The organism is Paraburkholderia sp. FW306-2-2C-D06C, assembly GCF_058781505.1.
This window is the reverse complement of sequence record NZ_JBYSWU010000025.1, coordinates 21,043-46,919: the sequence shown is the minus strand read 5'-3', so window position 1 is coordinate 46,919 and position 25,877 is coordinate 21,043. Positions and strand designations below refer to the sequence as shown.

21 protein-coding genes and 3 pseudogenes are annotated in these 25,877 nt (G+C 59.6%); 15 read left to right on the top strand and 9 right to left on the bottom strand.

What is annotated here, in order from left to right; all coding sequences use genetic code 11:
• Positions 1-11 precede the first annotated feature (11 nt).
• From AC3WLT_RS19830 to AC3WLT_RS19780, 11 genes and pseudogenes are all read left to right on the top strand, one after another.
• Positions 12-1,046, top strand: a complete 1,035-nt coding sequence (locus tag AC3WLT_RS19830) for an ABC transporter permease subunit (protein WP_492593390.1) — start codon at positions 12-14, stop codon at positions 1,044-1,046.
• A gap of 125 nt (positions 1,047-1,171) precedes the next feature.
• Positions 1,172-2,116: an ABC transporter substrate-binding protein gene (locus AC3WLT_RS19825; protein WP_492593389.1), complete on the top strand. Its 945-nt coding sequence runs from the start codon at positions 1,172-1,174 to the stop codon at positions 2,114-2,116.
• Between the two features lie 30 nt (positions 2,117-2,146).
• The gene (gene pgi / locus AC3WLT_RS19820) at positions 2,147-3,757 is read left to right on the top strand and encodes a glucose-6-phosphate isomerase (protein WP_492593388.1); all 1,611 of its coding nucleotides are present in this window, start codon (positions 2,147-2,149) and stop codon (positions 3,755-3,757) included.
• 28 nt (positions 3,758-3,785) lie between these two features.
• Complete coding sequence (gene zwf, locus AC3WLT_RS19815) at positions 3,786-5,264, top strand: glucose-6-phosphate dehydrogenase (protein ID WP_492593444.1); 1,479 nt, start codon at positions 3,786-3,788, stop codon at positions 5,262-5,264.
• 317 nt (positions 5,265-5,581) lie between these two features.
• Positions 5,582-6,349, top strand: coding sequence for a hypothetical protein (locus AC3WLT_RS19810; RefSeq protein WP_492593387.1), 768 nt, complete (start codon positions 5,582-5,584; stop codon positions 6,347-6,349).
• Positions 6,350-6,611: 262 nt separating this feature from the next.
• On the top strand, positions 6,612-7,685 hold the full coding sequence (locus tag AC3WLT_RS19805) for a porin (RefSeq protein ID WP_492593386.1): 1,074 nt from the start codon (positions 6,612-6,614) through the stop codon (positions 7,683-7,685).
• A 543-nt stretch (positions 7,686-8,228) separates the two neighbouring features.
• Positions 8,229-9,446 (top strand): polyhydroxyalkanoate depolymerase, encoded by a 1,218-nt coding sequence (locus AC3WLT_RS19800; protein WP_492593385.1) that lies wholly within the window; start codon positions 8,229-8,231, stop codon positions 9,444-9,446.
• Positions 9,447-9,514: 68 nt separating this feature from the next.
• On the top strand, positions 9,515-9,637 hold the full coding sequence (locus AC3WLT_RS19795; protein ID WP_492593384.1) for a hypothetical protein: 123 nt from the start codon (positions 9,515-9,517) through the stop codon (positions 9,635-9,637).
• A 189-nt stretch (positions 9,638-9,826) separates the two neighbouring features.
• Positions 9,827-9,970, top strand: a pseudogene (locus tag AC3WLT_RS19790) (integrase); the annotation flags it as partial.
• A gap of 540 nt (positions 9,971-10,510) precedes the next feature.
• A pseudogene (locus tag AC3WLT_RS19785) lies at positions 10,511-10,885 on the top strand (calcium-binding protein).
• 199 nt (positions 10,886-11,084) lie between these two features.
• Complete coding sequence (locus AC3WLT_RS19780; protein WP_492593383.1) at positions 11,085-12,323, top strand: MFS transporter; 1,239 nt, start codon at positions 11,085-11,087, stop codon at positions 12,321-12,323.
• A gap of 484 nt (positions 12,324-12,807) precedes the next feature.
• On the opposite strand, the pseudogene AC3WLT_RS19775 reads toward AC3WLT_RS19780, so the two are convergent.
• Positions 12,808-13,011, bottom strand: a pseudogene (locus tag AC3WLT_RS19775) (IS6 family transposase); the annotation flags it as partial.
• A gap of 454 nt (positions 13,012-13,465) precedes the next feature.
• On the opposite strand from AC3WLT_RS19775, the gene AC3WLT_RS19770 reads away from it, so the two are divergent.
• Positions 13,466-14,803, top strand: coding sequence for an MFS transporter (locus AC3WLT_RS19770; protein WP_492593382.1), 1,338 nt, complete (start codon positions 13,466-13,468; stop codon positions 14,801-14,803).
• A gap of 101 nt (positions 14,804-14,904) precedes the next feature.
• Positions 14,905-16,131 (top strand): porin, encoded by a 1,227-nt coding sequence (locus AC3WLT_RS19765; protein WP_492593381.1) that lies wholly within the window; start codon positions 14,905-14,907, stop codon positions 16,129-16,131.
• 206 nt (positions 16,132-16,337) lie between these two features.
• On the opposite strand, the gene maiA is transcribed toward AC3WLT_RS19765, so the two are convergent.
• From maiA to AC3WLT_RS19730, 7 genes are all read right to left on the bottom strand, one after another.
• Positions 16,338-17,006 (bottom strand): maleylacetoacetate isomerase, encoded by a 669-nt coding sequence (gene maiA, locus AC3WLT_RS19760; protein WP_492593380.1) that lies wholly within the window; start codon positions 17,004-17,006, stop codon positions 16,338-16,340.
• Between the two features lie 22 nt (positions 17,007-17,028).
• Positions 17,029-17,727 (bottom strand): fumarylacetoacetate hydrolase family protein, encoded by a 699-nt coding sequence (locus AC3WLT_RS19755; RefSeq protein WP_492593379.1) that lies wholly within the window; start codon positions 17,725-17,727, stop codon positions 17,029-17,031.
• Between the two features lie 33 nt (positions 17,728-17,760).
• Complete coding sequence (gene gtdA, locus AC3WLT_RS19750) at positions 17,761-18,807, bottom strand: gentisate 1,2-dioxygenase (protein WP_492593378.1); 1,047 nt, start codon at positions 18,805-18,807, stop codon at positions 17,761-17,763.
• Between the two features lie 115 nt (positions 18,808-18,922).
• A complete protein-coding gene (locus tag AC3WLT_RS19745; protein ID WP_492593377.1) occupies positions 18,923-19,234 on the bottom strand; it encodes a non-heme iron oxygenase ferredoxin subunit in 312 nt (103 codons plus the stop codon).
• A gap of 8 nt (positions 19,235-19,242) precedes the next feature.
• Positions 19,243-19,716: an aromatic-ring-hydroxylating dioxygenase subunit beta gene (locus AC3WLT_RS19740; protein WP_492593376.1), complete on the bottom strand. Its 474-nt coding sequence runs from the start codon at positions 19,714-19,716 to the stop codon at positions 19,243-19,245.
• A 1-nt stretch (position 19,717) separates the two neighbouring features.
• Positions 19,718-20,974: an aromatic ring-hydroxylating dioxygenase subunit alpha gene (locus AC3WLT_RS19735; RefSeq protein WP_492593375.1), complete on the bottom strand. Its 1,257-nt coding sequence runs from the start codon at positions 20,972-20,974 to the stop codon at positions 19,718-19,720.
• Positions 20,975-21,016: 42 nt separating this feature from the next.
• Positions 21,017-22,003 (bottom strand): 2Fe-2S iron-sulfur cluster-binding protein, encoded by a 987-nt coding sequence (locus AC3WLT_RS19730; RefSeq protein WP_492593374.1) that lies wholly within the window; start codon positions 22,001-22,003, stop codon positions 21,017-21,019.
• Positions 22,004-22,134: 131 nt separating this feature from the next.
• Between AC3WLT_RS19730 and AC3WLT_RS19725 the strand changes: the two genes are divergently transcribed.
• Both AC3WLT_RS19725 and AC3WLT_RS19720 read left to right on the top strand, forming a co-directional pair.
• Positions 22,135-23,037, top strand: coding sequence for a LysR family transcriptional regulator (locus tag AC3WLT_RS19725; protein ID WP_492593373.1), 903 nt, complete (start codon positions 22,135-22,137; stop codon positions 23,035-23,037).
• A 169-nt stretch (positions 23,038-23,206) separates the two neighbouring features.
• A complete protein-coding gene (locus AC3WLT_RS19720) occupies positions 23,207-24,061 on the top strand; it encodes an urea carboxylase-associated family protein (RefSeq protein ID WP_492593372.1) in 855 nt (284 codons plus the stop codon).
• Positions 24,062-24,315: 254 nt separating this feature from the next.
• Here the strand turns inward: AC3WLT_RS19720 and AC3WLT_RS19715 are convergent, their stop codons facing one another.
• Positions 24,316-25,359 (bottom strand): patatin-like phospholipase family protein, encoded by a 1,044-nt coding sequence (locus AC3WLT_RS19715; protein ID WP_492593371.1) that lies wholly within the window; start codon positions 25,357-25,359, stop codon positions 24,316-24,318.
• Positions 25,360-25,877 lie beyond the last annotated feature (518 nt).

Below are 25,877 nucleotides of genomic sequence, written 5' to 3'. Positions count from 1 at the left end.
GAGAGAACGATATGCCTAATTCAACCACGCAACAAGGCGTTGCCACGCCGCTCGATCCGGCGCATAAGCCGGTGCCGCAACCACCCCTTGGCGGTCGCCGGGAACGGATGCAGTCGCTGATGCGTACCGCGGGCATGCTGCCGGTTCTGCTGCTGCTCTGCATCGGCTTCGGCGTGATGACAGACAGCTTTTTCAGCCTGCAGAACCTGTCGATCGTCACGCAGCAGGCGTCGATCAATATCGTGCTCGCCGCCGGCATGACCTTCGTCATTCTGACCGGCGGCATCGACCTGTCAGTGGGGTCGGTGCTGGCCGCTGCGGCGGTAGCTGCGATGCTCGCGTCGAACATCCCCCACTGGGGCTGGCTCGGCGTCCCGGTCGCGTTGCTCGTCGGGCTCGGTTTCGGCGCCATCAACGGCGGACTGATTGCTCTTTTGCGGCTGCCGCCGTTCATCGTCACGCTCGGCGCGCTGACTGCAGTGCGTGGCGTCGCGCGGCTTCTGGGCAGCGACACGACCGTCTTCAATCCACAACTGCCGTTTGCTTTCATCGGCAATGGCTCGGTTTTCGGCATCCCGTGGCTGGTGGTCATCGCCGTCGCCGTGGTCGCCATCTCCTGGTTCATCCTGCGCCGCACCGTCCTCGGGCTGCGAATCTATTCGGTCGGCGGCAATCCTGAGGCCGCGCGCCTGTCGGGCATCAAGGTCTGGGGTATCGAGATGTTCGTCTACGCGATGTCCGGTTTGCTGGCCGGACTGGGCGCGGTGATGTCGGCTGCCCGCCTGTATGCCGCCAATGGCCTGCAGATGGGGCAGTCCTACGAACTGGATGCCATCGCCGCAGTGATTCTCGGTGGCACCAGCTTTGTCGGCGGCGTCGGATCGATCGTCGGCACCTTGATCGGCGCGCTGATCATTGCGGTACTGACCAACGGCCTCGTGCTGCTCGGCGTGTCGGATATCTGGCAATACATCATCAAGGGGCTGGTGATCATCGGTGCCGTGGCGCTCGACCGCTATCGCCAGCGCGGATCCGCCCGTACCTGAAGGCGCAGCTGGCCGCACCTGCCCTATCCCCGCAAGCACGCATTCCCCTCGCCTTGACGGCGTACAGGCGCAAGCTGGTCCGCTTGCGCCCGACAACACCACGGACCAACCTGGAGACAACGAAAATGTTCAAGCAGAAAGCTGTACTGGCCAGCATCGCCCTGGGGCTCGGTTTCGCCATGACGGCGGCACAGGCTGCCGACAAGCCGCTCAAGTCGATCGGGATTACTGTCGGCTCGCTCGGCAATCCGTATTTCGTCACGATCGTCAAGGGCGCAGAAGCGAAGGCGAAGCAGATCAACCCCAATGCCAAAGTCACAGCAGTGTCTGCCGACTATGACCTGAACAAGCAGTTCACGCAGATCGACAACTTCATCTCCGCTCACGTCGACATGATCCTGCTGAACGCAGCGGACCCGAAAGCGATCGAGCCCGCGGTGAAGAAGGCCGAGGCAGCCGGCATCGTCGTGGTCGCAGTCGACGTGGCCGCTGCTGGCGCGAACGCCACGGTGCAGACCAACAATGTCCAGGCCGGCGAAATTTCATGCGGTTATATCGCGAAGAAGCTCAACGGGCGCGGCAACGTCATCATCGAGAACGGGCCGCCGGTGTCGGCCGTCGTGGATCGCGTGAAGGGTTGCAAGTCCGTGCTCGCCAAGGAGGCCGGCATCAAGATTCTGTCGGACGACCAGGACGCGAAGGGCTCGCGTGAAGGCGGCATGAACGCGATGCAGGGCTACCTGACGCGGTTCCCGAAAGTCGACGCAGTCTTCGCGATCAACGACCCGCAGGCCGTGGGCAGCGATCTTGCAGCCAAACAGCTGCAACGCAAGAACATCGTGATCACGTCGGTCGACGGCGCGCCGGACATCGAGACGGCCCTCAAGAGCGATACCCTGGTGCAGGCTTCCGCCAGCCAGGATCCGTGGGCGATGGCGCAAACGGCAGTGGACATCGGCTACGGGCTCATGAATGGCAAACAGCTTGCCAATCCGATGACGCTCTTGCCGTCGACGCTCGTCACGCGTGACAGCGTGGGCAGCTACAAGGGCTGGTCCGCACCCCGCTAACGCACCCTCGCCACCACTCGCTCAGCCAACATGTCAAACCTCACTCAGTCACCCGCCTGGCGGGCGCTCGCCGCGCATCGCGACAGTCTCGCAAGCACGTCGATACGCGAGTTGTTCGCGCAGGATCCCGAACGTGTCGAGCGGTTCTCACGGGAAGCCGCCGGCGTGTACGTCGACTACTCGAAGAACCTGATCAACGACGACACGATCACCCTGCTCGCCGCGCTCGCGCGTCAGGCCGGCGTGGAGGAGCGGCGGCGCGCCATGTTTGCGGGCGAGCGGATCAACGTCACCGAGGATCGCCCCGTACTGCACGTTGCATTGCGCGAGCGCAGCGGTACGGCGATCCTGGTTGACGGCGAGAACGTCATCCCCAACGTGTCCGGCGTCCTTGCAAAAATCCGGCGCTTTACCGATGCCGTGCGCGAGGGCGCCTGGCGTGGACATACGGGGCGCGCGATCACCGACGTGGTCAACGTCGGCATCGGCGGCTCGGACCTGGGCCCGCACATGGTCTGCGAAGCCTTGAAACCGTATGGCCGCCGTGCGCTGACGATGCACTTCGTGTCCAATGTCGATGGCGCGGACATGGCCGAGGTGCTGCAAGCCGTCGATCCTGAAACGACGTTATTCGTCATCGCGTCGAAGACCTTCACCACGCGAGAAACGCTGCTCAACGCCCACACCGCGCGCGCCTGGTTTCTGCGCAGCGGCGCAGCCGAAGCGGCCATCGCGAAGCACTTCGTGGCCGTGTCGACCAACGAGGAGGCGGTCGCCGCGTTCGGCATCGATCCGGGGAACATGTTCGAATTCTGGGACTGGGTCGGCGGCCGATACTCACTGTGGTCCGCCATTGGGCTTCCGATTGCGCTGTATGTCGGCATGGATGCGTTCGAAGCGCTATTGGCCGGCGCGCATGCGATGGACCGGCATTTTGCCGAGGCCCCGCTCGAACAGAACTTGCCTGTGCTGCTCGCGCTGATCGGGATCTGGCACACGAACTTCTTCGGTGCGGCAAGTCACCTGATCGCTCCATACGACCGGTATCTGCACCGCCTGCCAGCCTATCTGCAGCAGCTCGACATGGAAAGCAACGGCAAGTCGGTCACGCTTTCCGGCGAACGCGTCGACTATGCGACCGGACCGGTGATCTGGGGCGAACCCGGAACCAACGGCCAGCACGCGTTCTTCCAGTTGCTGCATCAGGGCAGCGCACTGATTCCGGCTGACTTCATCGTATGCATGCAGCCGCATCATGTGCTGGACGCTCACCACGAAGTCCTGCTCGCCAACTGCTTTGCGCAGACCGAAGCGCTGATGAACGGCTCGCATGCCAAAGACGCACCCCACCGGAGCTTCGAGGGCAACCGTCCGACCAACACGATCTGCCTCGATAAGCTCGACCCCACGTCGCTGGGTGCACTGCTCGCTCTGTACGAGCACAAGGTGTTCGTACAAGGCGTGATCTGGAACATCAACTCGTTCGACCAGTGGGGCGTGGAGCTCGGTAAGCGGCTCGCGGTGGCCATCGAGGGTGAAATCACCCAGCCGGACACGACAGGTGCGCATGACAGATCCACCAACGGCCTGATCGACCGTTTCAAGGCGCGGCGCAACGCGCGTGCCGAATCGACAAACTGAGCGACAAACTGAGCCAATCCATCTCATGATGAAAAACTCCACCAGCCCCGTGAACGCTGGCGGATTCGCCTTCGTGCTGTTTGGCGGAACCGGCGACCTCGCGATGCGCAAGATCCTGCCCGCACTCTATGCCGCGCACCGCGACGGCATGCTCGCGCCGGACGGCAGGATTGTCTCGGTCGCGCAGACGGCGCTGGATGGCAGCGGCTATCTGCAATGGGTCGACGAGCACGTCAAGCCGCACATACCGGGAGCGCCAACGGACGATGCAGCATGGCGCAGCTTTCTCGATCGCATTGGCTATGTCTCGCTCGACGCCAGCCAGCCCGAAGCGTTCTCATCGTTGCGCGATACGCTTGGCGCGCAGCGCAGCCAGCGCATCTTCTATCTGGCGACCGGCCCGTCGCTTTTCGTACCGATCTGCCGTGCTCTCGCCTCCGTCGGACTTGCCGAGGGCGCGCGCATTGTTCTGGAGAAGCCGCTTGGTTACGATCTGGCGTCGTCCAACGCGATCAACAACGCGGTGGGCGAGATCTTCGCCGAGGACCAGATTTACCGGATCGACCACTATCTCGGCAAGGAAGCGGTACAGAACCTGTTCGCGCTGCGCTTCGGCAACTCGCTGTTCGAGCCGCTATGGCGCCGCGAATGGGTCGACAGCATCCAGATTACGGTAGCCGAGGAACTCGGCGTCGAGGGCCGCGGCAACTTCTACGACCAGACAGGCGCGCTGCGGGATATGGTGCAGAACCACCTCTTGCAGCTGCTGTCGATCGTTGCCATGGAGCCCCCGCAATCGATGGATGCCGATGCGGTGCGCGGCGAGAAGCTACGCGTGTTGCGCGCGCTCAAACCGCTGCAGGCGCACGAGATCAGGGAGAACGTGGTGCGTGGGCAATACCACGCCGGTGCGATCAAGGGGACGCCGGTGTCCGCCTATCATGCCGAGCCGGGTGTGAAGCCGGATAGCACTACCGAGACCTTCGTCGCGTTGAAAGCAGAGGTCGAGAACTGGCGATGGGCAGGCGTACCGTTTTTTCTGCGCACCGGTAAGCGTCTCGCGGGCCGCGTGGCTGAAATCGTCGTCAATTTCCGGACAGTGCCGCATTCGGCATTGGGCGCGGTGGCTTTGCGCCCGGGCTCCAACCGGTTGACGATCCGCCTGCAGCCGGACGAATCGATCCGGCTCAGCGCCCTCGCGAAGCAGCCTGGCATGGGGATGAACCTGCGTGGCGTCTACCTTGATCTTGCGTTCGACCAGTTCTTCAAGGCGGACCGGATGGAGGCGTATCAGCGTCTGCTCCTCGACGTGATCGCGGGACGGCTTGCCCTCTTCGTGCGGCGCGACGAACAGGAAGCGGCGTGGCGCTGGGTCGCACCGATCATCGACGCATGGGCCAAACCCGACTCCGCCGCCAAGCCCTACGCTTCCGGCACCTGGGGGCCAGCCGCTGCCAGTGCGCTGCTTGCGCGCAATAACACCTGCTGGTTGGAAGAACAGAACTGAGTGCGGATTGCGTGCCTTGGGGCGCACCGCTCTAATATTCCCTGTCAAGACAAAATATGAATACAAGCTGGCGCCTGGAATGGGCTCATGGTTCTCTCGCCGTCTACGCCCTGGGCGGGATGCTCGGGGATGTCACGCTAAAGCGTGGTGACAGGCAAATCCGGCCGTTCTACGAAGCGCCATGGCTCGGCGACGACAGCCCCGGGCAGGCGGGACTGATCGGCCACATGAGAAGCGAATTCCCATGTGTTCCGTTTGGCGTGCCCTATGCGCCGGAAGCTGTCGAGGAAAGTTGGCGGCAAAGCCTCGACACACCGGTGGCCGACTATGACCCTGCGCTGGACGCGAGCGATGATCTGCTTCACGGCTACGGCTGCGTGGGCGAATGGATGCTCGTGCGACAAACCGCGCATGAAATCGTGATCGCGCTCGACTATCCGGTCAGTTCCTCAATCGCCCGTGTGGTCAGAATGATCCGCGCCGACCCCAACGGTCCCGCGATCGACTTCACCTTGACGGTCCACTCGCGCAGGCAGACGCGCCGTCCGATCGGCCTGCACCCGAACCTGGCGTTGCCGTCGATCGCCGGTGCGCTGAGGGTCGACCCGGGTTCGTTCGATTTCGGCATCGTCCACCCGGCGGGACCCGAACCCGGTGTCTCCCGTGCCGCCCCGGGCGCGATCTTCGTCGAACTGGACAAGGTACCCCTGCGGGCCGGCGGCACGGCGGCCTTTGATCGCCTGCCATTCGCGCATGACACCGAAGAAATCATCCAGCTTTGCGGCGTCGACGGATCTGTTGTTCTGGCCGATGACGAATCACGTGTCGCGTACCGGCTCAACTGGGACGCATCCGTACTCCCATCGCTTCTGCTATGGATCAGCAATCGCGGCCGTACCTACAGTCCCTGGAATGGGCGCAATCTCTGCGTCGGCATCGAGCCAATCGCAGGCGCTTTTGAACTTGGCTGTCGCGCGGGACTCGCCGCCAATCCGATCAACGAGCGGGGAATTTCCACCGCGGTCCCGATTGACCCGGAGCAGCCCCTCGAAATCGCATATCGATTCGAGGTTCTGACCGATTGAAAACCGTAGATGCTCTGAAAGCGGATATTTCCGCAATCTTTCAATAGAACTATAAATTCGTATCGCTAATTTAGAGGAAATTGATCTGGCTCGATTGAGCCGATCCCTATTTGCCGGGGTGCGTAGTGCCGGACTATCGGGGCACCCGGCATCTGGCGAGAGACCGGCCACGGAGACAGCCGGCTGGCTCGCCGCGCCCATGAAATCGGTGAATACCGGTTAATTAAATGTAGTTAAAGATAAAATTATTTGGAGAAAGTCAATGAAAAAGCTGGTAACGGCATTGTCGCTTATTGCCACTGCGACAGCGGTTCACGCTCAGAGCAGCGTGACTCTGTATGGACGACTCGACGCCGGAATCGAGTACATGTCCGGCATTCCATCCAGCAGTGGCGGCAGTACATCCCGTGTGCGCGCCGAGAGCGGCGACTGGGGCACGAGCCTCTGGGGCCTGAAGGGTGCCGAAGATCTCGGTGGCGGCACCAAGGCCGTGTTCCAGCTGGAAGGGTCCTTCAACACGATGAACGGACAACTCGGCACCACGAATTCGATCTGGAACCGCTGGGCGACCGTCGGTTTTGCGAACGACACGTATGGCACGTTGCTGTTCGGCCGTGAACTCTTCATCTCGAACGGGTTGTGGGATTTCGATCCGTTCGGCCAGACGTCGTGGTCGTCGGGATCGCTGGTCCGGGGCCGCAACTGGCCGCAGTCGAGCAACAACATTTCGTACCAGTCGCCAAAGTTTGGGGGATTCGACTTGTACGGCCAATACGCGTTGTCGAACGCGACCAACTGGAACGGCAACGGCACGACTGGGCAGGGGCGCGAAGCCGGCGTCCAGTTGACCTATTCGGCTGCACTCTTCCAGTTGCGCGGAATTTATGACGAAATCCGCAATCCGGCCAACGGCGGCCTGAATGACGTTTTCCAGTATTCGCGCGAATACTTCGCCGGCGCCAACGTGTTCCTCGGTCCGGTCAAGTTGCAGGCCGCCTATCAGGCGTCGCACGCGTCCGGCGTGACAGCGGGCACACCTTCGACGACACAGCTGGAATGGGGTGGCGCGACCTGGCAGGCCACGCCGGCAGCCGCGCTGATCGGCGCGGTGTATCACGTGAACGCGAATCATGGCGCCGGCAACGCGACGATCTATACGGTCGGCGGCAGCTACAACCTGTCGAAGCGTACCTTGCTCGATGTCCAGGTGGCGCACGTGCGTAACAGCAAGACTGGCACGTTCAGCCTCGAAGCGAATCTACCCGGTAACGCTGACAACCCGCTGGCCGGTCACTCGCAGTCCGGAGTCTATGCCGGTATTCAACACTCGTTCTGATGCGTTTGGGTGACGCCTGAGCGGCATGGCTCCTACTTCGATCGAGGTATCTGTTCGAACGCAGAGCATCGTGAGAACGGGGGGGCCGATCGTCCTGACGCCTGGGCGTAACCGATGAACAGACCTCACGCCTTGCGCGTGGGGTCCCGCAAGCCGGCTAGTCGGACAGGCTCGGCAATCGCCTTGTCACAGTCACGATCGGGTGGCGCCGGCCGCAATATCGATGACCAAGGCGAGCAATTTCTCCGCCCGGCGCGATGGGAATCGCAACGTGCGACTCCAACAGGCCTTTCCGTCATACCAGCCGTAGGGAATACCTTACGAAAAATTCAGTTGATATCGGCGGCACTATCCGGCTTTCCCGACCGATACAACGGTTCGGCACACGTAAGATCATCGTCGATGCCACCGATTCAGAAAGTTGGCGGGCGTGTCCAGAACTGCTTCCGCAGACGTCCCGTGGAGCCGCGAACAATGGCCAACCGATTAACGCGAAGGACGCTTCTTCGGTCTTTCGATTTGCATGACTTTTCGAGGCCCCGAATGTTGTATGAGTTGCATGAATGGCAGAGAGCAGCGTGGGCTCCGTTCATTCCCTGGCTTCAAGTCACAGCAAACACCCTCACCCGCGCCGGCAACCCGTTTCACTCGACACCGTCCCGACAGATTGCCGCCGGCTGTGACTTGTTGGCGAGACTGTACAAGCGCTATACAAAACCGCAGTTCGGGCTGACCGAGACCGTCATTGATGGCGAGCGGGTGCCGGTGATCGAGGCCGTGGCGATGGAAAAAGCGCACTGCCGACTGGTTCACTTCGAGCGCGCGTCCACCTGCAAGCATCCTGTCGTTCTACTCGTCGCTCCGCTGTCGGGTCATCACGCGTCGCTCCTGCGTGACACCGTACGGGCCATGTTGCCGGATTTCGATGTCTATATCACTGACTGGCTCGATGCGCGCCAGGTCCCTGTCTCCGACGGAACGTTCCATCTTGATGATTACGTCGCCTATGTGCGTGAGTTCATCGACTTCCTCGGCCCGGATGTTCATGTAGTGGCGGTGTGCCAGTCCACGGTCCCCGTCCTCGCCGCCGTGGCCCTTGCAGCGGCACGAGGCGAGCCTACACCCGTGAGCGTGACCCTGATGGGCGGACCGGTCGACGCGCGCCGCAGTCCTACCGTGGTCAACAAGCTGGCCACCAGCAAACCACTCGACTGGTTCGCGCGCACATTGATCAATACAGTACCGGGTACACACGCCGGCGCCGGTCGGCGTGTGTACCCGGGATTCCGCCAGCATATGGCCTTCATGGCGATGAATCCCGATCGCCACCTGAAAGCACACGTCGATTACTACTTCGATGTGTCGGCGGGCAACGCGGAGGCGAGCGTCAAACATCGCCGCTTCTATGACGAGTACAACGCCGTCCTCGACATGACAGCCGACTACTATCTGGAAACGGTCCGGGTGGTTTTTCAGGAATTTTGCCTGGCTCGCGGTACCTGGCGGGTGGATGGCGAGCATGTGCGCCCGGACACTATCCGCGGCTCCGCTCTGATCACGGTCGAGGGTGAACGGGATGATATCTGCGGAGCGGGTCAAACTCACGCTGCGCACGATCTCTGCACGGCAATCGACGCAGCGCGCAAGCACTGCATCACGGTGGCGGAATGCGGTCACTACGGCATCTTTTCAGGGAGTAGCTGGCGCACGCAGATATATCCGCAGATACGCGACCTGATTTATCAGTACCACCTGGGGTAAACAAGCTACCTCCTGCCGATGCTTCCGATCATCGGCTGCCGACCCAGTGGTTCATGCTGGGAGTCAGCGTGAGCAACCTGCTGCCCCCCTTCAATGGCATCAGCGATCAGCTACGCATCCTGCGTCGAACAGACGACTTCACCAAGCTGCGCTTGCGGCATTGTCACGTTGACGTGTTGATGACGCAATAGCCGATAGTTCGGCCGACGTCGGGTCCGGCACGACGCGAGAACGGCGTTCAAGCAAGCTGGTCGCCAACTGACCTCCGACGCCGTCAATCCAGGGATAACGATGCTTCCGCGTCTAAGCGGCGATTCTCTATGGGATCGCCGCGCTGCCCTGTTTGCCCAGATGCAAGGCTGTCTTGAGCGCAGCAACCCACCTATGCGCTGGCACGCGGGGCGGAACTGACGACGGTTCGGGATAACCTGCGCCGCGCCTCGATCGCGACCACCTCGATCTACCTGCAAAGTGACGAGGTCAAGCGGGCACGCCAGATGACTCAGGCCTTCGTCGCGCGATAACGCGAAGCCCGAGCCAGACGGGCGTTGCCCGCTTAACGTGCATTATTTTCCGTTTTCTGAAGCGCCCCCAAGAAGCTTTATCCAGTCTGTTTTTTCGGTCAGTCGAGCGCCCGAGTCGGCGCATGGTACCTGCGGGGTTTCGCTGAAAGGTTTGCCCGCAACATGCAACGCCTGTCCGGTCGGAATGGCAGGCAAATCGAGCAGCCTACGGGCCGCTGTTGGTCGCCTGTTGACGAGACGCGTTCTTGTCGCCGCCAAACTGTTTCGGATCAGCCCGTCCCCGAGCCCTTCAGCCGTCATCAGTAACTTCTCAATAACCTGGGGCGGACGGCGGCATTCTCGCTATTCGGGTACAGGAGCAATACGATGGCAGACAAGCGCGAACGCAGGCGGTGTTTGACGGCACATTGACACGTCAAGGTTGGCCAGAAGACAGCGTCAATTGCCTGCAATGGACACGGAAGGGCACTGGCGTGTCTCTGACGCTTTACTGCGCCGTATCGTCGACGTATAACCTGCCCCATTCGGGTGTCCCCGAACATGCCCAAGCCCAGAATTGACAGAAAGCGCGAACATCGGATCACAATGGAGATCGTCGTCGATGCCTACAACGAAGAAGAGCGGGCGATGGCGTGGTACTACTATCTCGAAGAGCAACTCACGTTTCCATTCGAAGCTCGTATCCGCCAAGCCATGGCTGCTTCGCCGCTGCGGCTCGGTGAAACTGTTTCGGTCACCGGGCTTGCTCATGAAGACCTGTGTCGGGTCGGCATTTTCGTGTGGGTAGGTGCGACCAACGTGATCTGGTGGTGCCCTTGGCTCAGCTCGTCCCGGTGAGACCAGATGAGCCGACACGAGTGGCAGTCGCCGACTGGCACTACTGGCATGATCAAGGCTATGCGTTCTGACGTCTGAAACGTCATCGCCCCCGTAGCTTAAACTTCTTCTGTAATCACATCGATCTGCCTCGCTGCTGCTTGTCTTCTGTGCAACACATCGCTCAACTTTAATGGCGCCGGCTTCATTAACAAGACAAGTGACCTGGCAAAGTATGCCAGGGAAACCGGTCTGGATGGTTTTGTCGTAAACGACAAACTGTATTTGAAGAATCAGGATGCGAGACCTGCATAACATGCGAACAATCCAGTCTTTATTTAAGGTTCGGGGCTATCCCTCATTCTTTGCTTCTCGCATCTTCAACTCCATTGCGATTTGGGTAGACTTCACGCTGATCTTCTCATTGCTATCATTCAGCTACAACGCCGCACCCCGAACCCTTGGAATTGCGGCTGCACTCTACGGCTTGCCAGGCCTTCTGCTTGGCCCGTTCATCGGAGTCGTGGCGGATCGAAATTCGCCAGCTCTCGTCATGCTCGCCAGTTCAACCGGAAGGCTAATTACGTCGCTCCTGCTCGCCATTGCACCCAATGAGGGGGTCTTCATTGCTGTGGTGCTTCTAAAGGGCGTCAGCAACCTTGGCGCCGTACCCGCCGAACAGATTCTCGTCCGACGGTTGCTATCAGACGAACAGATCGTGTCGACTACGACACTGACATCGGTCATCGATCAATGTACGAAAATCGCATCGCCGCTTCTTGGTGCGGCCCTGGCGGTTTTCTCTCATTCCCGAGGGGGATTTCTCTTCACTGCCATACTAGCTTGTGCTTCGGCGGGTTGTACGGTTCGAATTGGCAGGGTCATTGGGTGGAGGTCCGCCAATCATGAGCCCAGGAATCGGCTTCCGAATTTTGGACTGCTTTGGCGAACTATTTCGGGCAAACCACGATTTGCCGTCGCCCTCACCTTGATGCTTGCTCTTTCGCTTACGCTTGGATTGTATGACTCGATACTGGTTCTCCTGCTTCGGGAACATGGCCTTCCGGCCAGCGCTTTTGGAACGATCGTCAGTTGCACCGCGGCTGGCGCGATCGCTTGCGCACTTGTCCTGAAACGGGCTCTGGTCCGCACGAGCGAGTTCCAGCTCATGCTAGTGTCCCTGTGCGGATTCAGCGTCACAGTCATCGCAGCAGGAATTCTTGGGCTCATGTATGAGCGACTCAGTTTGCCGGTCCTTTGTGCGTTGTGGCTAATAAATGGTTTCTGCTATGCCGGTGGCGTTATGGCCTATTCAATCTCGCTGCAAACGGAATCGCCACGAGAAATGCTCGGCGTGCTTTCTGCGACGGGGCGAAGCCTGCAACTTTGCGCACTGGTCGGCGGACCGGTGATTGGGTCGTGGATCGCCCAGCACTTCGGCACTCCCTGGACCTTCATCGGCGCGGGCGCAGTTGGACTATGCATCGCCTTTGCGGGTGCTGGTGTGCTGCCCTCGCAGATTCCACAGCCAGAGTAAACAGTTTCATGCCGGGCTTCTGCGCGAACACCGATACCGGCGCTGTGAACTTAGCGGCCGTTGTCACGGATCTCCGTTTAGGAGCCAATCGACGATCGGCGCATAGGCGCCAGCGCAGGATCGGCGTAATGGAGCCAGTAGATGATCGCCGTAATGGCGCCACCGGATGATCGGCGTATAGGCGCCACCTGCATCGTGTAGCAGAACGCAGTTCGATCTTTCCCAGCTGGGTACGCTTCGCGCATTGTTGAGCGGAGCGCCCGTGACCAATCGGAGGTTCGAATTGTTTGAGTACCGCCAAGTCCTTGTCCGCATGCGGCAAGGCGATTTCGACCGCGACATCGCCCGTGCCGGGCTCATGGGCTGCAAGAAGCTCACCGCCGTAAGGCGCACTGCGCAGGAACTCGGCTGGTCCGATCCGGCGGGTATTGTCAATTTGTTGACCGGCGTGCAGCCGAATGCGCAGTACATGAGGATAGCCAATCTAATCGATAACGTACTCCGGCATCGGAGCGCACGTCACGCTTTCCCATGCGTCGAAGGCCTGGGTGCGTAGCGCCCGCTTTTGCTTTGCGTCGGTGTGGTAACGGCAATGCATGAAGAGATTGGCTACCTGATCGTGGATCGACGAGAAGCGTCGCAGCTGACGCGCTGATTTGAAGCGACGCATCACCTTCTCGCGCCCCCGGGGACTACATCTGGCACGCACAAAAGCGCGTCGCCAAGGGGCGCTTCCGGCCACTGCGGGCGGTCAAATCGAACACCCGAAGGTCTAAGCGTACGTAAAAATCCGTTGACCCCCAACGCCGTCAATCCAGGGATAACGATGCTTCCGCGTCTACGCGGCGATTCTCTATGGGATCGCCGCACTGCCCTGTTTGCCCAGATGCAAGGTTGTCTTGAGCGCAGCAACCCGGCGAATCCTCCCAAGCGTTGTTGGATCTGCGTTTCGACGACGCGTGCGCCACAACCAGGTAAGCCGATCGGCTGCAAGTAAGAACCCGTCTTCGCCAGATGCCATACCGCCAGATGCGAAATAACTATCGTGAATAGGCAATATGCGCTGGCCTCCCGTAGACGGCGGGAAGACCGCCCGATTACTTTGGAGGCTAGAGATAAAAATCACATTCTGGAGACATGCAATGAAGACCTCTTCGCCGGTCATCGACGTCCGCGCCTGGCTGGACGCGCAACCTTTCTCGCCGTTTCAATGGCGGATCTTGTTCCTTTGTTTCTGCATCGTCGCTGTCGACGGTTTCGACACTGCCTGCGTCGGCTTTATCGCACCCGCATTGATGCACGATTGGCATATCGGCCCTTCCGTGCTGGGTTCGCTGTTCGGCGCTGGATTGGCCGGCCTGATGATCGGTGCGTTGGCGTTCGGTCCACTTGCCGATCGAATTGGGCGCAAGAAGACACTGATCGCCACGGTGACGTTCTTCGGCGTCGCAAGCCTCGCAGCGGCGTACGCGCCAAGCGTCGAGTTCCTTATCGCTCTGCGTTTCGTCACCGGCCTCGGTCTCGGAGGCGCGATGCCGAACGCCATTGCGCTGACCTCGGAGTATTGCCCCGAACGCCGGAAGTCTTTTCTCACGACGGTCATGTTCTGCGGATTCACGATGGGATCCGGCTTGGGCGGCGTCGTCGCAGCTCAACTGTTGCCTGACCACGGATGGCGAAGTGTGCTCATTTTTGGAGGCGTGCTTCCTTTGGCGCTGGTGCCGCTCCTCGCGGCGCTGCTCCCTGAATCGGTACGGTTCATGGTATCGCGCGGATTTGAATCGACCCGGATTGGACCGCTTCTGTCGCGCATCGCCCCCGTTCAGTACGACGACAATACTCATTTTTCCCTGCGGGAAGCTAAAGCCGAAGGCTCGCCGGTCCGACAGCTTTTTGCTGCCGGCTTTCGGCGCGGCACCTTGCTGCTCTGGAGTGTTTTCTTCATGAGCCTGTTCATTGTTTATCTCATGACGAATTGGCTGCCGACGCTCATCCATAGCTCTGGCTTGCCCCTCGCCGCCGCGGCAAGGATCGCAATTCTGTATCAGGTAGGCGGCACCGTCGGCGCGCTCGTCATTGGTTTTTTGATGGACCGCTTCCCGCCGACCATCGTGCTCGGTTCCGCGTATGCGGCCGGCACGCTCTTCCTCATGGCGACGGGCTGTGCACAGGGCCCACTGCTGGGCGCTGCGGTCACAGGCGTCGGCTTCTGCATTAGCGGCTCACAAGTGGGCGCCAATGCATTCGCGGCTCGCTACTATCCCACGACGAGCCGGGTCACTGGTGTCAGTTGGGCACTCGGAGTCGGTCGCTTCGGGTCGGTCTGCGGCGCACTCGTCGGCGGAGTACTTCTTGCGGCGAACATCAGCTTCGCCCTCCTCTTCCTCATCGTTGCCGTTCCAGCAGCGATCGCCTCGGTTGCGATCTATGCATGCGGCCTCCAGCCAGGCAGCCGCAGCGCCCAATCCGCTGTCGTCTAAGGTCGTCTGACGCCGGTTAGATCTGCATTGCATCGACAACGCAGTAACCCGTGTGCCTCCTCGAGGCACACATTCCTTCCCTATAAAAATCGGAGACTTCCATGAAGAGGTATTCTGCTGCCTGCCTTATTGCCGTTACGGCGGGAACCGCTCATGCCCAAAGCAGCGTCACGCTGTACGGTTTGATCGATGTCGGCGTGACTTATACAAACAACGCGCAAACCGGCAAAGCAAATGGCCGCAATGCCGGCGCCAGTCAGGTTGCGCTGACGGATGCGCACACCACGGGTCTGTCGGGGAGCCGCTGGGGTCTTCGTGGCACAGAAGATCTGGGGGGCGGCCTAAAGGCTATCTTCGTACTGGAAAATGGGTTCATGGTGAACAGCGGCGCCTTCGCACAAGGCGGGGCGGAATTCGGGCGGCAGGCCTATGTGGGACTATTGTCGGCAAACTACGGCACCATGACGGCGGGCCGTCAGTACGACCCGCTTGTTGAGTCTGTCCAGCAGTTTTCGGCGTCAGGGTATTGGGGTGGCTACATGTCCTCGCACCTGAACGACATCGACAACCTGAGCAACACGAACCGTATCAATAACTCGATCAAATACACTACGCCGACTTTCCACGGTATCCGCGCGGGTGGCCTGTATAGCTTCGGAGGCGTCGCAGGTAGCAAGACGCAGAATCAGATCTGGTCTCTGGGCATGAACTATAACGGCGGCTCTCTCTCGTTAGGAGCGGGATACCTGAATGCCCGCGATCCAAATGTCTCCTTCTATGGCAACACGCCAAACAAGGGACTCGCCACTGCCAACAATATCGGCTCTTTCGGCTCTACTACCGCACCGGAGGCTTCTCCGGGTTCAGCGGGATACGCTTCAGCCAGGACACTCGAGATCATCGGCGGCGGTGCGGCTTACAAGATCAGCCAAACCACCATCAGTGCGGTGGTGACGAACACGCGCTTCGGATCGCTCGGCTCGTCGTCCGGTCCGAACCCACTTCACTACTCGGGCAATGCCATTTTTACCAGCGCAGAGCTTGGCGTTCGAACCATGATCACACCAGCGCTGCTCACAGGTATCGCTTTCGATTACACGCAGCGCAACTCAGTCAACGGGGACGGAGGCGCGACATATCTGCAGCTTGATCTGGGAGCCGACTATAACCTCTCGAAGAGGACCGATGTCTATGCCCTTGCAGTACTTCAAAAGGCAAACGGTCGCGACTCATTGGGCCAGTCTGCTGTAGCTAACATTAGCGGATTCACGCCGTCGGCAACCGATAAACAGATCGGCCTACGTCTGGGTCTTCGACATAAATTCTGAATACCTCGACCATCGCCCGCGCCTTCGTCAACCAGTCCGCACGTAGGCATTTCGCTTGCGAACGCGGGCGACTGGCGGGCGATAAATTTTATCCAGTAAGTGAAGTCGCTGGCGATGAGCCGGAAGAGTTTGTGGGACGTCACCTTCCATCTGCGTTCGTGTTTGCAAACGGAAGGCTGCCTATCTTTTTGCTCTGCATGGCTTTATCAAGCCGACACGTAATCTGGCTGGTTCTGCGGCTTCGCACGCTCGAATGCGGGATGTTCATTCGCGTGCTGATAGATCCTGAGGCTCCTCGTATAAGCGCTCATATCGCACCCCATTCTCTGCGCGTTGGCAAATTGCGGCACGAGGCACACATCGGCTAGCGTAGGCTTCGCGCCGAAGCACCACGGACCAGCGGCGCCACGGGCAGCAGTTTCAGCATCGGCGCGCGCGAGAAGACGCTCAACGCTCGTCATACCCTCTGCGATCCAGTGCCGATACCACGCATCCTTCTGCTCGGGCGTCACCTTCAGCTCATCCTGCAGATACCGCAGCACGCGCAGATTGTTGACCGGATGAATATCGCACGCGATCAGGTTTGACAACTCAAGCACTCGCGCCCGCTCGTGCGCATCGTCGGGAATCAGGCGTGGTTCCGGGTAGCGGGCATCGAGATAGTCGATAATCGCGAGCGACTGCCCGAGGTGAAACTCTCCATCGCTCAGCGCGGGCGCCACTGCGGAAGGATTGATCTCGGCGACGTACTGAACATTGCGATGCGCACCGGTGCGGATATTCAAAGGTACGTACGAAAAATCGAGACCCTTCAGCGCAAGCGCGATGCGCACGCGGTACGACGTCGAACTATTGAAAAAGCTGTAGAGCTCCACGGCAACACCCTCCTGAGCACGGTCAAACAACACGCACGGTCAGCTCGCCGAGCCGCTCAACACCGACTTTTATCGTGTCGCCGGTTTTGACCGCGCCGACGCCTTCCGGAGTGCCCGTGAAGATCACATCGCCGGGTTCAAGGCGGAAGAACTGCGACAGGTAAACAATCGTTTCCGCAACCGACCAGATCAGGTGCGACACGTCACTCTTCTGCTTCGTTTCACCATTCACCGTGAGCCACAAGCCTGCGTTCTCGAAGTGACCAACGCTCGTAACCGGGTGAATCGGACCCAGCGGCGCGGAGCGGTCAAATGCTTTGCCCAGCTCCCACGGTCTGCCCATTTCACGCATTTTCATCTGCAAGTCACGGCGCGTCATATCCAGACCGACCGCATAGCCCCAGACGTAGTCGAGTGCTTTTTCGACGGGAATGTCTGAGCCGCCATTGCCGATCACCGCGACGAGTTCCGCTTCGTAGTGATAGTTCGACGTTTGCGACGGGTATTCGAGATCGAGCGTTTCGCCGTACGCAACCGGTACCACCGCGTCAGCCGGCTTGCAGAAGAAGAACGGCGGCTCGCGGTCCGGATCGAAACCCATCTCGCGAGCGTGTGCCGCATAGTTACGGCCGACGCAATAGACGCGGCGCACAGCGAACTTGTCGTCCCCGCCGGCGACAGGAACAGCGACGGGCGCCTCTGGAGTGAAAACGAATGCCATAGTGTTCAACCTGAAAAATAGTTAAAAGTGACTTCAAACGCGCTCTTCGCGTAGCAAATTCAGTGCAGCCAGGACCGGACGATCCGAGTAGCTGAACAGCACCGCGTCGCTGTTCGCGTCGAGACGCACCTGTGCCCACGAAGGCGCGACGAAAACGTCGTGCGGCTCGAACGTGAAAGTCTGTTCGCCGATATGTACCGCGCCGCGCCCTTCCACAACGCAGTAAACGGTTGCATCGGTACTGCGATAAGTCCGCCCGCGAAATCCGCCCGGCAGGAACTGCATGAAGGTAGCAATGGTCGGCATCGGATAGCCGCCCGTCGCAGGATTCACATAACGCAGCTTTACACCGTCCCACTCGTCGTGCTCGCCGTTGCGGTACAGGCGATCGAGCGCCTCGCGGCTGCGTGCGTACGGGTAGCTGAAAATCGGCGACGTGGGATCCTCTACCTTGTGCCGAACCGGCAGCATGTTGTGGCCATAGCGAGCAAAGCTGTCACCCTCGGGCCGAGTAACAGGCTGCGTCGCTTCGGGAAAATTCTCTGCGAAACCCGCGTCCAGATGCGCGACAAGCGGGATATCGAGCCCATCGAGCCAGACCACCGGTACACCGCCCTCCTCAACCGTCAAATTGCCGTGGTCGTGCCAGGTCCACGACGGCGTAATAATGAAGTCGCCCGGGCGCATCACCGTGCGCTCGCCATTGACGGCGGTCCATGCGCTCTCACCTTCTACAATGAAGCGCAAAGCTGACTGGGTATGACGATGGCTCGGCGCAATCTCGCCGGGTAGGATTAGCTGGAGGCCCGCATAAAGATTTGGCGTCATGCTCGACTTGCCGGGCAGGCCGGGATTCTCGAGGATCAGCACGCGGCGCACCGCTTCTTCCGCGCTGATCAGCGCCCCGGACTGCAAGACGAGGTGACGTATCTGCGCGTATTTCCAGATCGCGGCAACGGCCTGCGGCTTGGGCTGCTTCGGAACGAGGTTGTGCAGCGATTCCCACAACGGGGCCAATTTTTGCTGGGCGATCTGTCCGTAATAAGCCGCGCGTTGTTCGAGTTGCGTATTTGCGGTCATACACGTCTCCTGTGACTGGATCGGCGACGCCCCTTGTAGTGCAAATTGTTCCGACATTGCGGCTAGCGGGACGTCAGGGATTTAACTTCGAGACACTTCCAAGGCTCGGCACAATCTAGATCTGGACGAAGACGCTGCCATCCTCGATCGTCACGGGATATGCCTTGATGTCCGCGGTCAGCGGTTCACACATCGCCTTCCCGTTGCGGATATCGAAACGTCCCTGATGCAGCGGACACTCGATTTCGTGCCCTTCCAGAAAACCGTCACACAATCGCGCGTGGCCATGCGTGCAGATGTTGTCCGTGGCGAATACGTCTCCGTCTACGCCGTAGATCGCGAGCTCCTTCCCGCTAGCTTGTATCGCGACGACGTCGTCATTCGGGACTGCAACCAGCTCGATGACCTTGGTCCATTGTTGTGTCATAGCAAACCTCAAATCGGATAAATCAGCGAGTTGGCGATCATTTCGCTATCGAAAACGCACACGCGCGATTCAAATTTCAGGCCGTCGTCCGTGCGGCGAATCGTGTCGATGTAGCGACCGACGTTGAAAACGGTGGAAATCTCATCGGGCTTGGTACGAAAGACGGCATAGTTCGCCTCGGAACGGATACGCTCCTGGTCTACGTGCAGGATGCGTGGGGTACCCACAACATGCCTCTGGTAGTACGGATCGTGAAAGATCGTCTCCGTCATGCCGTAGACCCGATCTTTCAACATGCCGCGGCTTTCGAATGCCAAGGTCGCGAGCGGGTAGCCCCGGTCGAAGTTCTCACGAGGCTGTACCTTGTACTCGCACTCTTCCGTAAAGAACTCTGGCCACTTATCCCATTCGTTGTTATCGATGGCAGATGCGTAGTCCGAGTAAAGCGCTAGCAGTTGTTGGTATGTAGTGAAATCGAGCATCTCAAACCTCCATGACACGGCGCCAGTAGTCATACATCCCGCGAATCAGCGTTTCGGTCACCATGTGATCGGCGTCGGCCACGTCGCGGCCGCCCAGTTCGGCAATCGTTCGATGGAACGGCTTCTGCTCAAAACCCTCCTGCGAGAACTCGATGACTTCTCCGTCGTCGGCTGAAACAAAGCCAGCCGGGCCGAACAGGTTGGCCTGACGAAGTCGACGCCGCGTCATCTCTTCGCTGTCGTCTTCGAAGCCGAAATGCGTCCACACGAAATCGAATGATCCGTGGCCGTTAGGCTGAATGTGTCGCGTCGACACGGAGTTGACCTGCTGCTGGATGATCACGCTTGGAAACAGCGTCATCATGACGGCCGTCGGTTCGCCCCACCAATCTTCCTTGACGATATCGAGAATTCGAGCGTCATTCAGGTGCATCTGTTCCTTGAAGCTCGAGACGCCAGACGTCACTTCGCTTTTGCCTGCGGCACCGCGTGTCGAGATCATGGCTGCGTGACGGAAGTGCTCATCCATCTTCAGTTCCGACTTATTGTCGGCTCGCCATAGCCCGAACGTGACGAACCACGTGTGCAGCAGTCCGGGGTGGTAGGGATCCTTGATATTCTCCTGCATCAACTTCCAGTTGCCCGGAATGCGCTGCCGGTTGTAGCCGAGAATAGTCAGCTTGCGTCCGTCGAAGACGCGATCGAAGTAGCGCAGGATCGTCGGACCCAGATACTCCTCCAGCGGCAGAACGTCGTGATCGAAAGAGGCAAACACGACGCCGTTACGCGCTGCGACCTTCAGCCTGGTGAGGCCGTGCGCTTTCGGATCGAAATCGGCGGGCATACCGCCGTTGACCTTGCCATCGAGCTTCACGCCGCGACGGAACGGAACGCCAACCAGATTGCCCTTCAGGTCGTAGTTCCACTGGTGATAGGGGCAGGTGAAGTCTTTTCGGTTGCCCGACTTCTCACGGCAAAATTGAACGCCCCGATGTGCGCAAACATTCTCCACCGCATAGATTTCGCCATCGGCTGCCCGGCTGACGATAACGGACCGCTCGCCGATAACCGTTCGCTTGAAATCGCCTGGGTTCGGGATCTCTGCTTCGAGAGCGACGTAGCACCAGTGACCCGAGTAAAAGAAACGCTCGAGCTCGCGGCGATAGACGTCTTCGTCTGTGTATGCCCAGAATGGAATGCGGCTCGAGCCTTCCCCCTTCCAATCCGATTTCTTGAATACAACGAGAGCCTCGTTCATACCTGTCTCCTATGATTGAATTTCTTTGACGCTGCGGGTCCGTCAGACGCCACTTGGATAAAAAGCATCGGCGTAGATGCGTTCAGGCTCGACACCCTTCTGCCTGAGCAGTATCGATGCCGCGTCGACCATGACCGGAGCGCCGGCGACGTACGCGCTCCAGCCGCGCATGTCACTCCAGTCGTCACCCACGGCTTGCGTTACAACACCGCTGCGGAAACCGTCCACTTTCTCACCGGACGCGACGACGACGTGAAACTTCAAGTGGGGAAGCCGGCTTTGCAACTCCCTCAACCAGGGTTCGCCGTATACGTCGATATTCGAGCGAACCCCGAAATACACGTGGACACGGTTATTCATTCCTGCGTCAGCCATGCCCCTGAGGATCGAGAGAATTGGCGCGAGTCCAGTACCGCCAGCGATACAAACGATGGGAGCAGCGTTTTTTCGGCGCAGGTATGCAGTCCCAAGCGGACCACTGATCCGCACCGGGTCACCGACTTTCAGTTCGCGGGCAATGTAAGAAGTAACGCGGCCATCCGGTACAAGCCGGATATGAAACTCGATCTCTTCAGGGTTCTGCGTCACCGCCATCGAATAGGGGCGAATATGCTGTGGCGTGAACTGGAGATTCGCGTACTGACCTGGTGAAAATTCGAGCGGCCTGGACAGCCCGAGGCGCAGACGCTTGATATCGTGCGTCAGGTCTTCGATGCCGAGCACGATCGCTTTCAGGATCTTCGCCGGATGAACGACCACTTCGTCCACCTCCGGAATCTCGATCGAGCAGTTTTCAACGAGGGTCGTCTGACATGCGAGCACGGACTCGCCCCGACTCGTCGGTGCATTCGAGTCCCCGCTACCCGTCACCAGCACGCGGCCGGATGCGACCCGGCAGCGGCATGTGCCACAGCGGCCAGCCATGCAACTGTATGAGATGGGAATCTGGTTGGCACGCAGCACTTCGAGCAGGTTTTCGCCGGCGCGCACGTCGAGCATGCGCTGAAGCGGCAGAATAGATACTTCCATGGCGCCAGTGTCTCCGAGCTGGTCAGTGGGTGCATTCATGATGCCGCCGACAACCCTATTGATAAATAGAAACTGCTTGATAGTTGATATCACCGGTCGTGATAATGGTGATCAAAAGGAGGAGACCACGGATGGAACTTCAAGATATCGACCTCAACCTGCTGGTCGTATTCAATGAGCTGCTTCGGCAACGCCGTGTATCGGCAGTCGCGAACACACTAGGGATTTCCCAGCCTGCCATTAGCAACGCGCTCAATCGGCTGCGAAAACTGCTGGGGGACGAACTATTCCTCAGAACGTCGAAAGGAATGATCCCGACACCCCTGGCTGAGACGCTTGCGGAGCCCATCGGCTATGCGCTCGGTGCGATATACAACACGCTGAATGCGACATCGAACTTCGACCCAGCGTCCAGCACTCGTGCGTTCACACTGGCGATGACCGATATCGGAGAAATCTACTTTCTCCCCGCCCTCATGAAGCGGCTCGCTCAGGTTGCGCCGGGCATTTCTATCAGCACGGTGCGCAATCATGCCGACACGCTTAGCGAGGATATGGAGACGGGACGTGTCGACCTCGCAATCGGATTCCTACCCGACCTCAAGACAGGTTTCTTTCAGCGGCGTCTTTTCAGGCAGCGATACGTTTGCATCTTTCGCAAAGACCATCCACTGGCCAGGACCGGCATGACTCCGGAAGCATTCTGGCAAGCGGAGCATGTCTCGATTGTGGCGGAGGGTACAGGCCATGGCATGGTCGATACGGCCATCCAGCGCGCCGGTGTAACGCGTCACATGCGTCTGCGCGTACCGCATTTCGTGGCTGTGGGACACATCCTTCAGACAACGGATCTGATCGCCGTTGTTCCAGAGGCTTATGCGACGAGAACACTCGCTCCGTTTGGTCTCGAGTCGGCTCCATGCCCAATCAAGATTCCAGATATCTCGATTAACGTTCTCTGGCATGCGCGCAATCATCGCGAACCCAGCAATCAGTGGCTTCGGCAACTCATATTTGATGAGTTTTCGCTTTGAACCGGGTTAGCGTAGCTGCGCGCCCTTTCAACCCTCGGCTGAAGGAAGCACACTCTGATTCGTTACACCCTCACTCCAATTTCATTCACCGATAACGGCCACTGCCCAAACGGGCTACAGCGCGTGGCAGGCGTAGCCTGTCCGCATGTCTTATGAAGGAGTCTCCGTCATGTTGAACTACCCCGCCGCCTATCAGTCGACCAAGGGATCCGCGCTCGACCCCGACAAATCGTTTTATCAGCGCATCGCCTCTGAGCACGATACCCGCACGCTGGTCGAATCGATCGTCGTGCCGATCCGTTCGGGTCAGGCGTGGACCGTGCCGGCCGGTCATGTGTTCCGGATTGTGACGATCGAAGGCCCGCAAGTCGCCGACCTGAACATGTGGAACCAGCACAACCCGCGCGAGCGCATGTGGGCCTCGCGCACCCGCCAGCTGCAACAGGCGCACGTCAGCACCTACGACCGTCTTTGGTCGACCCTGCCGTTCCTGCGTCCGATGGTGACCATCACGGACGACAGCCTGGCCGACTACGGCGTTGACGAGCACGGCGGTCGCGTCCACGACCTGCTCGGCACGCGTTGCGATCCGTACGTGAACCGCATGCTGACCGGCGAGGATTTCCATTTCCACTGCCACTCGAACCTGACGCGCGCAATCGCTCCATATGGCTTGACCGAATACGACGTGCACGACGTGCTGAACGTGTTCCAGTGCACCGGGCTGAATCTCGAAGACAAGTACTTCATGAAGGCATGCCCCGCGAAGAAGGGTGATTACCTCGAGTTCTTCGCGGAAATCGACCTGCTGTGCGCGCTGTCGACCTGCCCGGGCGGCGATCTGTCGTTGCCGATGTGGGGGCCGGACGCGCGCGATCCGCTGGAGGTATGCCGTCCGCTCGGCATCGAGATCTACCGGCTCGCTCCGCAGATGCTGGAGGGATGGACCTCGCCTGCGGTCGCCGCGTACAAGGGGCAGCACGGGATGACGTTGCAGCAGCCGCAGTGGAAGTGTGGGTGTTGAGCACTAGTGGCCCCCCGATGTTGCCGGTCGAGCAATTTGCCTGGGCCGGCGGCGTTTTCGCACGCCAGCGAAGCGCATGCGGTTCGGGGGTGCAACGCGGAAGCGCTTGTTGGCTAAGACGGGAGTGTCCCTAAGAGGTCGGCGGATTCAACCGGTGGATGCACTAGTTCGTGTGCTTCGGCCACGCGCAAACCGTGTCCACGTAGGTGCCATCAGCAGGATGAAGCCCTCCCTTTTTTATGAGCGTCTTTTGCCTAAAGAAATTCCTTGCCGATGTCAACGCTCGATCGCTGGCCGATGTGGCGGTAGTTTTCCTCGAGCCATGCCCCGGCCTCGGTCCGTCCCTTGTCACGCAAAGAGCAGAGGAAGTCCCAGTCGGCGTTGTATTTGCTCGACACACCGAGTGCGGCCATTGTCTGGTCGGACCGAATCGAGTGGATCAACATTTCCTTCATTCCGCCGAGCTCGACCTTGCCTTGCTGGATCAGTTTGGTGACGAAGGCGATTGCGCGCATCTCACGCATCAGTGACGAATTGAAGCTCACTTCGTTGATGCGGTTGAGGATGTCGGCCACCGTGGTCGGTACGCCGGGGCGCACAATCGGATTGATGTGGACAATCACCACGTCTTGCGTTCTGCAGTTATAGATCAGAGGGAAAATTGCCGGGTTACCGACATAGCCGCCGTCCCAGTAGTGTTCGCCGCCGATCTCTACCGCCTGGAACAGTGTGGGCAGGCAGGCTGAAGCAAGCACCGCCTCTATACACATGTCCTGGCTAGAAAATATTCTTATTTTGCCGGTCTCGACATTAGTTGCGCATAGATATAGATGGATCGGGCAATGTCTGCGCAGCGCGGCGAAATCGACGTGTTGCTCCAGTATCTCGCGCAGCGGATTCATGTTGTGGGGATTGAACTGGTAAGGTGAGAGGATGCGAAGAACGATGTCCGCCAGCAGGTACATGGGCGAGTGGTCCAGTCCGAACGTGTGGGTTCCTTTCAACCAGGGAATCTTGCCGAAGGGATCGTAGCTCTCTGCCGATTGCGCAACGGCGCGCCAGAAGTCGTGCAGCGCCCGGCGCGCGTTTTCGGAATCACCCTTTTGTAGACCATAGGCCAGCACGGCCGCATTCATTGCACCTGCACTGGTCGCGCTGACGCCTTCAATTTCAAGCCGGCCGTCCTCCAGCAGGCAGTCAAGCACGCCCCAGGCGAACGCGCCGTGCATCCCGCCGCCTTGCAGTGCGAGTGCGATCGTCTTCTGCCCGCTCGGCCGTTTGCTGTTCTGTTCAGCCATCGAAAACCTCCTCAATGTCGGGTTCAGCCACACCCCGATTACCCCCCAACTGGAGGGTTGACCCACGCGCGTTTCAGCTTGGCTGCTGATAGACCTCGGCGCGGGTCTTGCCTTGAGCAAATGCACTCGTCGAGCGCTAGTACGACCAGAGAAAGAGGCGACCATTGAGAATTTGTTCACTTCAGACGTTCTGAACGTTTTGTGTGATGCGTAATGAGTAGACGCCGTTTCGCCGCCGGATATTCCCGCGCCCTCGAGAAAACATCTTGGTCCGACCGTCAAATCAGCTCACCAGCAGGGCGTGGAGATTTCTGCCACGCGTTCTGATCCGGGGAAATGACGCCCGACGTTGACAGGTAGGGCGCGCGGCGCCTTCGCGTGGGGCTGCTGCAGGGAGGACCCGATGGCGCACACATCGCACTGCGCGAGTTTTGACTCGATCCCGTGCGGCGGAGACGAGCATCCCGTTTCGCAAGCTGCCGTGGGAGAAGCGCCGAGTGCCGGGCAATATCTCGAAG

Bases quoted from the DNA above. Each gene is read 5' to 3' on its own strand.
- AC3WLT_RS19800 (WP_492593385.1), top strand. From the start codon at position 8,229: ATGTTGTATGAGTTGCATGAATGGCAGAGAGCAGCGTGGGCTCCGTTC.
- AC3WLT_RS19720 (WP_492593372.1), top strand. From the start codon at position 23,207: ATGTTGAACTACCCCGCCGCCTATCAGTCGACCAAGGGATCCGCGCTC.
- AC3WLT_RS19735 (WP_492593375.1), bottom strand. From the start codon at position 20,974: ATGAACGAGGCTCTCGTTGTATTCAAGAAATCGGATTGGAAGGGGGAA.
- AC3WLT_RS19765 (WP_492593381.1), top strand. From the start codon at position 14,905: ATGAAGAGGTATTCTGCTGCCTGCCTTATTGCCGTTACGGCGGGAACC.
- AC3WLT_RS19745 (WP_492593377.1), bottom strand. From the start codon at position 19,234: ATGACACAACAATGGACCAAGGTCATCGAGCTGGTTGCAGTCCCGAAT.
- AC3WLT_RS19770 (WP_492593382.1), top strand. From the start codon at position 13,466: ATGAAGACCTCTTCGCCGGTCATCGACGTCCGCGCCTGGCTGGACGCG.
- gtdA (WP_492593378.1), bottom strand. From the start codon at position 18,807: ATGACCGCAAATACGCAACTCGAACAACGCGCGGCTTATTACGGACAG.
- AC3WLT_RS19730 (WP_492593374.1), bottom strand. From the start codon at position 22,003: ATGGAAGTATCTATTCTGCCGCTTCAGCGCATGCTCGACGTGCGCGCC.
- AC3WLT_RS19780 (WP_492593383.1), top strand. From the start codon at position 11,085: ATGCGAGACCTGCATAACATGCGAACAATCCAGTCTTTATTTAAGGTT.
- AC3WLT_RS19715 (WP_492593371.1), bottom strand. From the start codon at position 25,359: ATGGCTGAACAGAACAGCAAACGGCCGAGCGGGCAGAAGACGATCGCA.
- pgi (WP_492593388.1), top strand. From the start codon at position 2,147: ATGTCAAACCTCACTCAGTCACCCGCCTGGCGGGCGCTCGCCGCGCAT.
- AC3WLT_RS19805 (WP_492593386.1), top strand. From the start codon at position 6,612: ATGAAAAAGCTGGTAACGGCATTGTCGCTTATTGCCACTGCGACAGCG.
- AC3WLT_RS19830 (WP_492593390.1), top strand. From the start codon at position 12: ATGCCTAATTCAACCACGCAACAAGGCGTTGCCACGCCGCTCGATCCG.
- AC3WLT_RS19825 (WP_492593389.1), top strand. From the start codon at position 1,172: ATGTTCAAGCAGAAAGCTGTACTGGCCAGCATCGCCCTGGGGCTCGGT.
- AC3WLT_RS19725 (WP_492593373.1), top strand. From the start codon at position 22,135: ATGGAACTTCAAGATATCGACCTCAACCTGCTGGTCGTATTCAATGAG.
- zwf (WP_492593444.1), top strand. From the start codon at position 3,786: ATGAAAAACTCCACCAGCCCCGTGAACGCTGGCGGATTCGCCTTCGTG.
- AC3WLT_RS19755 (WP_492593379.1), bottom strand. From the start codon at position 17,727: ATGGCATTCGTTTTCACTCCAGAGGCGCCCGTCGCTGTTCCTGTCGCC.
- AC3WLT_RS19740 (WP_492593376.1), bottom strand. From the start codon at position 19,716: ATGCTCGATTTCACTACATACCAACAACTGCTAGCGCTTTACTCGGAC.